We start from the raw sequence: 13,374 nt of genomic DNA on the forward strand, positions 1-13,374 counted from the left end.
CGCTAAACGTTTCACGGTTGACCCCACACAAGCGCTTAAAGTGGCGCTTCGATAGATGCTCCAACTCGTTATATCGCATATCTGCTTCTGACATTAGCTTCTATTCAGAAGCTATCTTGCTTCGCTGCGATCCTCAACTGTCACACTCACTTTATATTCGTGCAGGAAGTCTATTATTAGTCTCACAACGCGCCTAATGTTTCTACAGTTTAGACTGTAAGAAACGATACAATTTGAGGCGTTCTAGTTTGAATAAGATAAGGTTTCAGTAAACTTCCATAAAAGAATCATAAATTTCAACGATTTTTAGCTTTAGAATAGATGATAAATCTGTTTTAGGTTACAACAGTGATATCTTTCAAAGTCTTCAACTACAACTGGCGCAGTAAATTCTTTTAATTCCTGTTGAGGACAATATCCCCTGTAATAATAGCCATCTTCGATTTATAAACCATCCAATAGAGCTTAGCAGAGTGAGCAAGCTGTTGATTATTTCACATTTAATCAACAGTTTCGCTCAAGGGTTCTTGCTGTAAATCTACGAGGGGATAAATGGTTGACTTTACTGTTGCAATTAGAACGTACAACCGAGCGGATTTACTGTCTCTGATTTTAGATCGATTGCGATCGCAAATCGGAACTGAAGGTATTCAATGGGAAGTCGTAGTAGTAGATAATAATAGCACGGATCATACTGCTAAAACTGTTCAAGATCATCAAGCTAATTGGACTTCATCATGTCCGTTGAGATATGTTGTTGAACTTAAACAAGGTGCTTCATTTGCGCGGAGACGAAGCATTCAAGAGGCTCAAGGAGAATTAATTGGCTTTCTAGATGATGATAATGTTCCTGCTTTAGACTGGGTTAAGAATGCTTATACATTTGCTCAATCGTATCCCAAGGCAGGAGCATATGGAGGGCAAATTCATGGAAGTTTTGAAGTTGAACCACCTCATAACTTTGGACGGATTGCTCATTTTTTCCCGGTTATTGAACGGCGAGAAGTCATTTGTTTTACTTCAAAATATCCTAATAAAAAAGTTTTACCCCCAGGAGCAGGGTTAGTTATTCGGAAGACAGCCTGGCTCGAAAACGTTCCTGAAAATTTAAGTTTGAAAGGACCAGTGGGAAATTCTCTGTCTGCTAAAGGAGAAGATATTGAAGCATTACTTTATCTCAGTAGAGCAGGTTGGGAAGTTTGGTTTAACCCAGAAATGCACATTTATCACCAAATTCCTAAGCATCGTTTTGAAAAGGATTATTTGATCCAATTCTTTCGAGGAATTGGCTTCAGTCGCTATTACACCCGTATGTTGGGATGGAGTTTTTGGCAGCGACCCCTAATATTGCCGTTATACATGACGAATGACTTGTTAAAGGTTGTTTTACACGTTGCCAAATATCGTAGACAGCTAATCACAGACATAGTTTTAGCTTGTGAAATGGAACTATTTCTGAGCAGCTTTATTAGCCCATTCCATGCCTGTAAAAAGTATTTTTTAGGGAAAGGAATCCATTCGTCATGACATCACAGATTCAATACCAGACCATTCCTAACATAAATTCCATTTCTTTTCAGAGTAAGCGAAAAAAGAAATTCAAATTAGGAGTTGTTGCTAACGAATTCTTTGATCTGTCAACTAGCAGAATGGGTGGGTTTGGTTGGGCAACCCGTCAAGTTTCTACTTGCTTTAATACAAATCCTGACCTTGGAGTTGAAGTCGTATTCCTAGCAGGCGAGTTGTACGAAACACCTGGGCAACCAGAACGGTTGATTCATGGTAGCCGATTAATATTGCGACAACGAAACCGTCTTGCATATTGTCAACGGCTATGGGCTGAACAGTTTGATTGCCTATTGGCGATCGACTACCGACCGAGTTATCGCTCTATTTTCTGGGCACTACCACTTACTCCTATCTTGGTCTGGGTCCGTGATCCCAGACCTCCAGAAGATGTTGATAAAATTAATACCTTGAAAATTCCAGGTGCAGAGGATATTCGCCCTAAAGGAATTGATCCTATCGATTGCACATCGTTAGCTCAAGTTGTGCAAGGTTCTAAATGGTTTAATCGCCCAGTGAAATTTGCTACTACCGCTTCTTTCCTAGATGCCAAAGTCCCTGGAACCTATGGCGTAAAGCCATCTAAAGTTCACTTTCTACCAAACATTATTGACCTTGATCCTGGACAGATCGAGAAGAGCGATCGCCCTACTGTTGTCTTCCTAGCTCGGCTTGATCCTTATAAACGCCCGTGGATGTTTACAGAGCTTGCCCATCACTTCCCAGAAGTAGAGTTTATATTTTTAGGAAAAGCACATTTCAAAGGCCGAGGGGCTTGGGAAGCAGAAAACCTACCAAGCAACATTAAGTTTATGGGACATGTGGATGGCGATGAAAAAAACAAACTTCTTTTGTCAGCTTGGGCTTTAATTAATACCTCCATTCATGAAGGATTGGCAGTAAGTTTTTTGGAAGCCCTGATATGCGAAACCCCAATTTTAAGCTGTCAAGATCCTGAGACTGTTGTATCCCGTTTTGGGATTTATACAGGACGTTGGGATGGCTCAGGCATGGAAGGGTTGTCAGCCTTTATTGACGGCTTAAACCGACTGCTTAAGGACTCAGAACTACGAACTCAATTGGGTAAGGCAGGACGGGAATGGGTTGAGCAAACCCACAATCAAGCTCGCTTTTTAACTGCATTTCAGAACTTATGTTCACAAGTAGGAGCGCTAAGTGCAACGAAGTCGAGCCAGCGCTCTAGTTAAAGGATGAGCTATGTCAACTCCCGTTGTTGTCTATCGCGATGAGTTGTTGCCTTACTCTGAAACCTTTATTCCAGCGCAGGTTGAGCACTACTCAACCTACCGAGGGGTTTATGTAGGAACAACCCGAACGACACAAGCAGATGCATTAATTCCTGTTGAGAAGAGCATTGTTTTAAGTGATTTCGTGTCATCTCCAGCAGTATGGAAAACAGCCTTTAAACTGGCAGGGGTCATTCATCCCGGCTGGTTGAATGCTTTGAAGGAACTTTCTCCTCACTTAATTCATGCTCACTTTGGGTTAGATGGAGTATTCGCCTTACCACTTGCACAACGGCTGCAGATTCCGCTGATAGTCACATTTCATGGCTACTTTGCAACTGCGGATATTCAACTTAGCCCTAATCTCACATTCGCATCTAATTTTTTCAAACAGCGCGGCAAATTTTTCCGCGAGCTGTATGCAAGAAGGCGCGATCGCCTGTTTCAAAACGCTCACTGTGGCATTGCGGTTTCTGATTTTATTCGCTCACAGCTTATTGCTAAAGGATATCCAGCTGACAAAATTCAAGTTCATTACATCGGCATTGACATTGATCAATTTGTTCCCAACTCAAGGGTCGAACGAGAATCTGTAGTGCTGTTTGTGGGACGATTTGTTGAAAAGAAAGGCTGTCAGTATTTGATTCAAGCGATGAGTCGAGTGCAAGCTGTTATGCCTGAGGTAGAGTTAGTCATGATTGGCAACGGACCTTTGAAATCCAGGTTAGAAGAGTTAGCAAAAAACACGTTGAAACGCTATCGATTTTTGGGAGTGCAACCGTCTACAGTAGTGCGAGAGTGGATGAATCGAGCGTCGGTGTTGTGTGCTCCCAGTTTGACCACAGAGACTGGAGAATCTGAGGGGTTGCCAATCGTTGTTTTAGAAGCGATGGCGATGCAGTTACCGGTTGTTAGCTCATTTCATGCGGGCATTCCAGAAGCGATCGCCCATGCCGAAACAGGATTTTTATCTGCTGAAAAAGATTGGCAAACTTTGGCACAAAATATCCTGATTTTGTTGCAGAACCGAGAGTTGCACAACCAATTTGCGATCGCCGCTCGTAATCGAGTAGAGCAACAGTTTAATTTGAAGCACAATACTGCCAAGTTAGAAACCTGTTATTCTCAAGCTGCTTTGGAGTATTACAGTCGTAGATAGGTTGAACTAGAGGGATGAGTTCTGCCGCAAATACTTGGTGCTAGAGCCAACTGCCAATCAATACAAAGGGTGCCCAGTAAGCAGGATGAGAAAATTCTTCTCCTGTTTCAATTAGCCTGGTTTGCGCTTGTTGAAGTGCCTCTGCTTTGCTGGACTGCGGAATTTTCAGGTTAGCGTAAAAGGTTTCGACCAGGTCGGCGGTTGCCTGGTCATTCACAAACCAGAGGGAAGCTAACACACTACGAACGCCTGCTTGGGCTGCGGCTCCCGCTAGTCCCAGCGCAGCGCGGTTGTCTCCTACGGCAGTGGTGCAAGCGGTTAGTACCAGGAGCTCAACGGGGCGATCGCTTTCTACTTGTCTCAGCAGTCGATCTAGATTGGTCAAGGTGAGTTTATTATCGGGCACATCACCCGTTACCAAGAAGGTATCTTCTGGCTCGGTGCCAAACTCACCATGAGTGGCGATATGTAGAATTGGAAACTCTGCCGAAGTCAGGTTTTCCTCAATCCGCTCCAGGCGAAAGTCTGAATTGGTTAGGGTGACGCTTTCGGGTAGCTCTGCTTTGATTGCGGAAATTTCCTGATCTACATTGCTCAGGGCAGCGTAGAAGCCAGCTTCGCTATTTGCAGGAGTTTCCATCGTAAGTCCGGCAGCTAATGCTCGCAGGTTTTCTCGATCGAGCGGGTTCAGGTCGGTGAGTTGCAGGCTGGGAGTGTAGGCGATCGCATACCGTTGAATCAAAAACTTTTCCCCGTCGTGCAGAGCAGCCATTGGGACACTGCGTAAAATGTCATCTTGCACAAACACCAGTGTTTCAACCTGGGCAGTTGCCAGGGTTGCTTCAAACGGGCGAATCAACTGCTCATAGAGTCTTTGAGCTGGCTCTAAGTTGTAGCGACGAAAGGCAGTTTCTAACCCCAAGCGGTAGTCATTAACAGCGGTGGTAATTTCTGGACGAGAGAGCGGAATCCATTCGTACTGCTGGCGACTATCCGGTAGCGTCAAGATGATAGCGGTTTGGTCATCCAGAATTACCGTACTTAATAGGGCAGCGCGATCGCCTCGGGTCAACAGTTGTTCTGGCTCCGTCAAGTCCAGGTTACGGGCTATCAATACACAGTCATTGCCAAAGTAATTTTGCAGTTCTGCCAGTTTGAGTGAGTCGAGCGTGGTCAGGACACGACTCAGATCGTTAGGCTGATCCTCGGGCAAAGCAGGAAACAGGGTCGAGGGTGGGCTTTGCTTGAGCCGCAGGCTCATCAGTTGGCGGTAAATTGGCTCGATCGCATCGCGAAAGTCAAACTGCACGTCTCGACTAGCAATCAGAATGTCATCTCGGATCGTTTCTAGTGTTGTAACCGACTGCTCATATGCCTGAATTGCAGCGTCAGCCTGGTTTTGCGCTTGCAGAATGCGCCCTGCCTGCCATTCCCACAGATAGCGACTGTCAAAATCATATTCGGCTGCTGCCCGTGCCTGTTGGGTTTGCCTGAGCGCTTCAGCTATACGCCCCTGGCATTCATAGAGCCGTCCCAAAGCGCCTAATGCAAAGGACTGCGATCGCCGATCGCCAATTTGCTCAGCAATTTGAATCGCTTGCTGTAGCAGTGCCTCGGTGGGGGCGAGCGCTTCCTCCGCAGCACACTGGTTGCTGGGTCGTGGCTGATCAACCGTTGCAGGTACCTGTAACAGCGCCAGGTCAATTGCTGCTAGTGCTTTCTCCTGCATATCAGGAAGCTGGTTAAGCAAAGCTTCTGCCTGCTGGCGAGACTGTTGAGCAGCGGTCGTCGATCCGGTGCGATCGTAGGCTGGAATTGCCGCCAGCAGCACCCGCAGTTGATTCAGCGGTAGGGTTGGGCGAGATAAACTTTGCTGAAACTGTTGTAAAGCCATCTGGTCAAAGGTTTGTCCCTCATTCCTCAAATCCAAGGCTCTGTCCGTATCGCCCAGCAACTCTGCTGCAGCATACTGGCGATAGCGCACCACCGCCTGACTTGCAGCCGTTGCCCCCAAATCCGCATGAATTGAAGCTTCCAGCAGTGGATTATCTGCCTGCTGAGCAATGGCTAAAGCTGCATCAAGATATTCCCTGGCGAGGTCATAGTCTCCCATGAGTCGGTGTGCCTGCCCCAAGCTGCCTAGCGCTGCCGTTTCGCCTAACGGGTCCGCTGAAGTTTGGGCGATCGCCAGCGCACTGCCCTCCACACAGCTACTCTGCCCATCAAAACTGCCACACAGCAGCGTAACGGCTTTGCGCGACTGCCCAATGCGGCTATAGATCTGCGCCTGCTCGGTGAGCGATCGCCCTAACTGCTGCACATATTCGGATCGCTGAGCCGACGGGCTGGGCTGAAGCTCACCGTAATGGTCGATCACATTCTGCCAGAGGGCGATCGCCTCTGTTGCCTGCCCCAAGGACTGGTGAGCACGGGCTAAATTCTCCAGTACAGTTGCTTCGTCAGCTAAGTTCGGGTGCTGTTCGTAGTAGTCTAAAGCTGCCTCCCAGGGGGCGATCGCGCCCTGAAAGTCACCCTGCTGATAAAGCTCCACGCCTTGTTGTACCTGAGCCGTTACATCAACCGCAGGTTCCCTGGCTACTGCTGCAAGATGGCTGGTCAGCACGCTGAAAACCAGACTCAGACAAAACAACCCTACAAACAGCAGCCTACGCATTCATCCAACCCTAAAAATATCGCTAATGCTCAACACTCACTTACTTATTAACCCAGTATTAAAAAATACCTCAAAGACTCCCACAAGAAATAAATTTGTGTGAAATTAACTGTCAGAATATCTTGGCTTCAGGCAACCTTCAATTCGCTTTTACAAATCTTTCTCGGTACGTTAGGAGACATTGCAGATGTGGCAAGTGAGTAAACTACAGGTCAACCTCTGTATGGCACGGTTGAGCCTGGGAACCCTGATCATGAGTGGTGCATTCATTCCACTCTCTGCTGAGGCTCAGCTAGAACTCACGCCCAATACTGCTGGCGATCGCACCACCAACACCATCGTCACTCCCGTTAGCGCTGAAATCGATATCATTCAAGGTGGGGCGCGTCCTGCCGATGGTATCAACTTATTTCATAGTTTTGAAGAATTTAATGTGCCAGCAGATCGGGGCATTTACTTTGAAGCACCTAACGGGGTAGAAAACATCTTTAGCCGCATTACAGGAAGCGATCCTTCTGATCTGCTCGGCACTGTGGGCGTAATTGATCCGGCACTCAACTTTGACGATGCCAACCTGTTTTTGATCAACCCCAACGGTATCCTGTTTGGGCCAGATGCCATTTTGAATGTACAGGGTTCATTTGTTGGCACGACAGCCGATGCCATTGGGTTTGGCGATCGCGGCTCCTTTAGTGCGACTAACCCTGAATTGCCTTCTGAACTCCTAACGGTTAACCCATCGGTATTTTTCTTCAATCAACTAACTGCAGCCCCGATTCAAAGTACTGCACGGGATCTGTTGATTCCTGGACGCAGCGGTATCTTTTTAGGTGGAGACATTGTATTAAACAACAGCAACATTGCTGCCTTACGCAACAGATTAGAACTTGGTGGTGTTGCCGGACGGGGAACCGTTGGAATTAATTCTAATAATGGGATCTTTCGGCTGAACTTTCCAACCCATACAGCTAGGGCAGATGTTTCTCTGTTGAATGGCTCTGCGATCGGACTACTGGTGGATGGAGAGCTTGTAGTCAATGCTCATGATTTGAATCTCACCAACAACAGCAATATTATTTCAGGAATAACCCCTACACCAGGGTTTGAGGCTGCTCAAGCAGGAGACATCACCATTCATGCAACCGGAGATATTACCTTCTCTAACAGAAGCGGGGTGGCTAGTGGTGTTTTAGGTGCAACAGGCCGCAGCGGAAATATCCAAGTGACAGGTCAAAATCTCTTCCTAATCAACGGTTCTATCATTGGGTCTCTCAGTGCTGGACGAGGAGATGCCGGAGATGTAAATGTAGATATTGCAGATACCGTCTCCCTGTCTGGACGGGCACCCAATAATGCTGCTAGCAACATAACAAGCGTAGTTGGTTCTGACGATGAATTTGTAGGTATAGGTAATGGTGGTGATGTCAACATTCAAGCCAGGCGAGTTTTGTTAGACGATAGGGCTTCCATTTCATCCACCAACATTTTCGCTCAAGGTAATGCCGGAAACCTGCGAATAAGGGCAACTGATATTTTACGGTTAACCAATCTTTCTCGCTTAGAGACTGAAACAAGCGGTCGTGGAAGTGCTGGAAATATCTTAATTGAGTCAACCGATCAGGTCATTTTGTCTAGTGGTTCACGAATCTCAACGGCAACGAATGGAACGGGTAATGCAGGCAGAATTGACATTCAAGCAAATGACCGTGTTTTGCTAAACGGGGCTGATTCTTTAGGGAACAGAAGCATCATCTTTGCTTCGGTCAATCCCGCCGCTAACGCATTCCGAACCCGTAGAGCCGGAAACATCACTATCACGGTAGAAAATGGTCCGCTAACTCTAAATAATGGAACTTATATTGACAGCAATGTAGAAGCAGGAGCAGTCGGTATCGGTGGCAATATTTTCATCAACGCCGAATCACTTTCTCTGCTGAGTGGTTCTCAAATTCAGTCGATTCTTCGTGAAGAAGATTCAACCAGTAACACCCCCGGAGCGCAAGGCAGGACAGGTAATATTGCCATTACCACGAGGGATGTTTTTGCTGCCAGAGGATTAGATCGCAATGGATTTAGCAGTGGTGTGTTTACCTCAGTTGGAGCTGGCACACTGGGTGATGCAGGAAATATCAGGTTGCAAACTGGCTCCATTGCCTTCAACGCAGCTCGAATCACTTCTGAAACATTCGGGCGGGGAAGTGGAGGCAATATTGGAATTACAGCCAACTCCATCACCCTGGTGAATGGAGCGCAAATTGGCTCCAGTACTTATGGACGAGGAGATGCTGGAAACATTAACGTGGATGCTCGTGGCGGAAGGGTGACGTTTGATGGCAGGAGAGAGGGGATATTTCCTTCTGGCATCTTTAGCACAGTAGAACAAAATGCTATAGGCGATGGTGGCACGATAGAGGTTACAGCTGGTTCACTGTTCATCACAAACCGGGCACAGTTTTCTAGCTCGACGAGTGGTCGTGGCAATGCAGGAGATATCACGATTTATGCAAGCGATCGCGTCCACTTCCTCAACTCCATCATCATTTCTGAGGTGTCGAACGAAGGTGGTGTTGGGAGTGGAGGAGATATCGCTCTCACCGTAACAGATGGCTCTCTAGAACTGGTAAATGGCTCTGCTCTCCTCGCTGATACTGAGAACCAAGGTAATGCCGGAAATATCACGCTTGATATTGGTGATACCATTATCCTGACAGGTCAAGGCCCTAGCGCAGACGATATCAACATCATCGTTCCAAACCAAATTAGCTCTGCGGTAGATTCCTCCGGAACGGCGATTGGAGATGGAGGTGAAATTGATATCACCGCCAATCGACTTTTGATGACGGATGAAGCGTTTATTAGTTCTGCCACGTTTGGACGGGGAGATGCTGGAGATTTGTTTATCACCATTGATGATATTCAGCTTTCCCTCGGTAGCTCCATCACCAGTTCAGTTGGAAGTCGAGGAATTGGAGATGGCGGAGATATTGAAGTTGAATCTCGCTCCATTACCCTAACAGATGGCTCTCAGATTAGCGCCTTTGTCAATCGACAGCAGCGGAATAGCCAGGGAAATGTCATTCCGGCTGGGCAGGGAAGTGGTGGTACGCTTCGCATTCATGCATCTGAATCAATTACACTGACCGGAACCAGCAACAACGGATTCTCCAGCGGCTTTTCCTCACTCACCGAAAGGGGGGCATCGGGACGGGCAGGTGATATCTATATTGATACTGGTGAGTTGCAGATTGCAGATGGGGCAATTGTAGTTGCCAGTACTTTTAATGCCAGTCCCGGAGGTGATATCTACATTGATGCCAACACGTTAGAGGTAACGGGTGGAGCGCAGGTTGTCACTTCGGCTCGCGATGGTGGAAATGCCGGAGGTATTCAACTCAATATCACCGATTCAATTCAGCTATCTGGATTTGATGCTAATTTTGGCGATCGCCAGCAGCGCGTTGAGCAGTTTATTCCCACCTCTGAAGGGCAGTTTGAGCAAGTTGACGACATCATCACAAATGAAGGAGCCAATAGCGGCATTTTTGCAAACACTCGTTCTGGCTCAACGGGCAGAGGCGGTCAAATTACGGCAAATAGCACCAATCTAACCCTTATAGATGGGGCAACCATTACAGCTCGAAGTGACGGGAGTGGGTTTGCTGGAGATATCTTTATCACAACGAGCGATCGCCTTCGTCTAAACAACAGTGATATTGTCACCAGTGCGCTCAACTCCTCGGGTGGAGACATTCTAATCAACGCAATTAGAGAAAATAATGGCGAAGTCAGACTGGCGGATCGAGGTATTGTCACTCTAGAAGCAGACAGCGACATTACCACCAACAGCAGCGGTGATGGCGGCAACATCGCCATCGGTGGAACTGGGGTGATTGCCTTTGATGACAGCGATATTATTAGCCGCTCCAGTGAAGCACGGGGTGGAGATATCACGTTAAGTACTTTCTTTAGTGAAACCAATCCTCCTGGCAGTGCAGAAGACTTTGATCGGAATGACCAGGTTGATGTAAGCGCGGCAGGCGCACTGGAGTCAGGGCAGATTGTCACCACTGACACGACCACAGTGCAGAACAGTCTGGCTGATTTGCCTGACACCTCTGTGAATGTCAATCAGCTACTTGCAAATAGCTGCATCGTCCGTAGCCAGGAAAGCGGCACGTTTTTGGTGACTGGGACGGGTGGACTGCCTCAACGTCCGGGTGATACGGTCGTGCCGTCTTATCCAACGGGAGAGGTTCGTTCAATCCTCCAGGAGACTTCTGATGAAACAGTCTGGCAGTCTGGCAATCCCGTTGTGGAACCTCAAAACCTCTATCAGCTTGCAGATGGGCGAGTGGTGTTGAGTCGGGAGTGTGAGTAGAGGAAGAATGACGGAGGAAGGGTGAGGGATAAGAAGTGATAGGATAGTGGGTTCGTTGAGTTCTTATTGTTGGGCTGTGTGGATTAGAGCATTGAGGCGGAGAGGTTCTGGTGTTTTGGAGGCGATCGCCCTCTATTTAACTCTAACTGTGAGTATGACTTTGGGAGTGACCGCCCAGACCCCGCCTATGAATCTTCCTGATGACCTCCCTGACCCGGCTGAATCTGATATTCCAAACACCATTGACCAAATTACGCCGCGATCGCCCAGTGAGGAACCACTGCCCCTAGAGCCTCCAACCTCGCTCCCCTCCCCAATCCTGGAACCGCCTTCAGCAGTGCCGCCGGGGGTACCCAACTTAGCTCCCGTGCAGATTCGGGTGAATTCTATTGAAGTGCGAGGCAACAGCATTTTTGAGCAGGAGATTGATCAGTTAATTCAACCTTTGTTGGAACGCGAGGTTTCCTTTGATCAGTTGATTGCCCTACGGTCTGCAATTACGGCGCTCTATACCAGCCAGGGATACATTACTTCTAGTGCATTTTTGCCCAACAATCAGGATCTTTCCGATGGTGTGGTGCAAATTCAGGTAGTAGAAGGTGAGTTAGAAGCGGTTAATGTAGAGGGACTGGAGCAGCTTAACTCAAGTTACGTGCGATCGCGGCTCACTTTGGCAGGACGTAGACCGCTCAACCAACAAAACCTGGAACGCGCTCTACAACTGCTTCAGGTTGATCCACTTTTGCGTCAGGTGAATGCTGAATTAACCGCAGGCAGTGCTCCCGGACGCAGCATTCTTCAGGTTGATTTGCAAGAAGCTCCGCCACTGACCGCCAGCCTTGGCACCAACAACTACCAGCCGACCAGCATCGGTTCTGCTCAACTCACGGTTGCAGCTAGCTATACAAATGTGATGGGAATTGGCGATCGCCTCTCTGCTCAATACGGACGCACCAGTGGTTTAGATTTGTATGACATCAGCTACTCCCTACCTGTAAACCCTCGTGATGGCTCGCTCACGTTGCGCTATAACACCAATGACAGCCGCATCATTGAAGATGCAGTTGAAGACTTAGGCATTCGCAGCGAGGCAGAAAGCTGGTCATTAGAATTTCGTCAGCCCCTTTCTCGTAGCGTTACAGAGGAGTTTGCGCTGGGATTGGCGCTTGACCTGCGCCGCAGCCAAACTTACATTTTAGATGACATTCCTTTTTCGTTTTCGGCTGGAGCCGATGAAGGTGAGTCTAGAGTCACAGTGCTGCGGTTTTCCCAGGATTGGGTGAACCGGGGCAGAACTCAGGTGTTGGCGGCTCGTTCTCAGTTCAGCATTGGGCTGGATGCATTGGATGCCACGATTAACGATACTGGCACCGATGCAGAGTTTTTTAAGTGGCTGGGGCAGTTTCAGTGGGTGCGGCAAATTGAAGGGCGATCGCTCCTGGTTGCTCGGCTCAATGCCCAACTCACGCCCGACTCACTTCTCTCATTAGAGAAAATTGGATTGGGCGGACAAGACACCATTCGGGGCTATGCTCAAAACCAGCTCGTGGCAGACAACGCCATCTGGACTTCAGTAGAACTGCGCCTGCCGTTAAATCGCTCCAATCGTCTAGAGTTAATTCCTTTCCTAGAAGCAGGTCATGCTTGGAACAGCGACCTCCCCGACCCTGACCCCGATTTCTTGGTTGGAGCAGGCTTAGGCTTACGCTGGGAAGCATTACGCGGGCTAAATCTGCGAGTAGACTATGGCTTACCGCTGATTGGCGTTGACTCTGAAGGTGATTCTTTGCAGGACAATGGTATTTATTTGTCCGTACAATATTTCCCCTGGTAGATCCGCGTATTCCACGGTTAAAACTGTACCTTTTGAAGCTGAAACTAATTAAAGACTTTGTAAAGTGAGTCATTAACTCACCAAATGGCGTTAACTTAAATGGAGCAATGCCAGAAATGAGTTTCTCCCAAAAAACTTCTTCTAAGAAATTTTCTTGAGAAACCATGTTTGAAAATTGCTAAAAGTGTGGAACTTATCAAGCAATTCAACGTCCCTGTACTAAAACGTTTGGGAATCTACCGAATTCTGTTTGTTATTTCGACTGTCAACCATTCAGTAGCTTACTTAAAAGGAACATACAGTTGAACCCCTGATTTTACTACCGCAAAAGATGTATTGAGATACATCAAGATAGGATAACCAGGGCTTTTAAATTTTAATCACAGTAATTACTGGGTTGGCAATTACTAGTAGATAAACCCCAAAAGATCAGTAGTGCAAAAGTATTTAGCACTGCAAAAATATTCATGCCTGCTCCAGTCTGAAACATCTGATCCAACGGTGAGTAACTCAGGA

General features: G+C 47.4%; 6 protein-coding genes. 5 read left to right on the forward strand and 1 reads right to left on the reverse strand.

Annotated elements, in window-relative coordinates:
• Positions 1 to 552: 552 nt before the first annotated feature.
• The 3 genes from hpsE to H6F88_RS01750 are packed head-to-tail and all read left to right on the forward strand — an operon-like array spanning position 553 to position 3,972.
• Positions 553 to 1,527, forward strand: a complete 975-nt coding sequence (gene hpsE, locus H6F88_RS01740) for a hormogonium polysaccharide biosynthesis glycosyltransferase HpsE (protein ID WP_190641028.1) — start codon at positions 553 to 555, stop codon at positions 1,525 to 1,527.
• The gene (locus H6F88_RS01745; protein WP_190641029.1) at positions 1,524 to 2,774 is read left to right on the forward strand and encodes a glycosyltransferase family 4 protein; all 1,251 of its coding nucleotides are present in this window, start codon (positions 1,524 to 1,526) and stop codon (positions 2,772 to 2,774) included. The genes hpsE and H6F88_RS01745 overlap by 4 nt, the downstream gene beginning before the upstream one ends.
• A gap of 10 nt (positions 2,775 to 2,784) precedes the next feature.
• On the forward strand, positions 2,785 to 3,972 hold the full coding sequence (locus H6F88_RS01750) for a glycosyltransferase (protein WP_190641030.1): 1,188 nt from the start codon (positions 2,785 to 2,787) through the stop codon (positions 3,970 to 3,972).
• Positions 3,973 to 4,012: 40 nt separating this feature from the next.
• On the opposite strand, the gene H6F88_RS01755 is transcribed toward H6F88_RS01750, so the two are convergent.
• Positions 4,013 to 6,646, reverse strand: coding sequence for a CHAT domain-containing protein (locus tag H6F88_RS01755; RefSeq protein ID WP_190641031.1), 2,634 nt, complete (start codon positions 6,644 to 6,646; stop codon positions 4,013 to 4,015).
• 187 nt (positions 6,647 to 6,833) lie between these two features.
• On the opposite strand from H6F88_RS01755, the gene H6F88_RS01760 reads away from it, so the two are divergent.
• The gene (locus tag H6F88_RS01760) at positions 6,834 to 11,024 is read left to right on the forward strand and encodes a filamentous hemagglutinin N-terminal domain-containing protein (protein ID WP_190641032.1); all 4,191 of its coding nucleotides are present in this window, start codon (positions 6,834 to 6,836) and stop codon (positions 11,022 to 11,024) included.
• Positions 11,025 to 11,115: 91 nt separating this feature from the next.
• The gene (locus tag H6F88_RS01765) at positions 11,116 to 12,858 is read left to right on the forward strand and encodes a ShlB/FhaC/HecB family hemolysin secretion/activation protein (RefSeq protein ID WP_242050352.1); all 1,743 of its coding nucleotides are present in this window, start codon (positions 11,116 to 11,118) and stop codon (positions 12,856 to 12,858) included.
• Positions 12,859 to 13,374 lie beyond the last annotated feature (516 nt).

The sequence above is a fragment of the Oculatella sp. FACHB-28 genome (genome assembly GCF_014696015.1).
Classification (GTDB): domain Bacteria; phylum Cyanobacteriota; class Cyanobacteriia; order Elainellales; family Elainellaceae; genus JAAUTN01.

Bases quoted from the DNA above. Each gene is read 5' to 3' on its own strand.
- H6F88_RS01755 (WP_190641031.1), bottom strand. From the start codon at position 6,646: ATGCGTAGGCTGCTGTTTGTAGGGTTGTTTTGTCTGAGTCTGGTTTTC.
- H6F88_RS01750 (WP_190641030.1), top strand. From the start codon at position 2,785: ATGTCAACTCCCGTTGTTGTCTATCGCGATGAGTTGTTGCCTTACTCT.
- H6F88_RS01760 (WP_190641032.1), top strand. From the start codon at position 6,834: ATGTGGCAAGTGAGTAAACTACAGGTCAACCTCTGTATGGCACGGTTG.
- hpsE (WP_190641028.1), top strand. From the start codon at position 553: ATGGTTGACTTTACTGTTGCAATTAGAACGTACAACCGAGCGGATTTA.
- H6F88_RS01745 (WP_190641029.1), top strand. From the start codon at position 1,524: ATGACATCACAGATTCAATACCAGACCATTCCTAACATAAATTCCATT.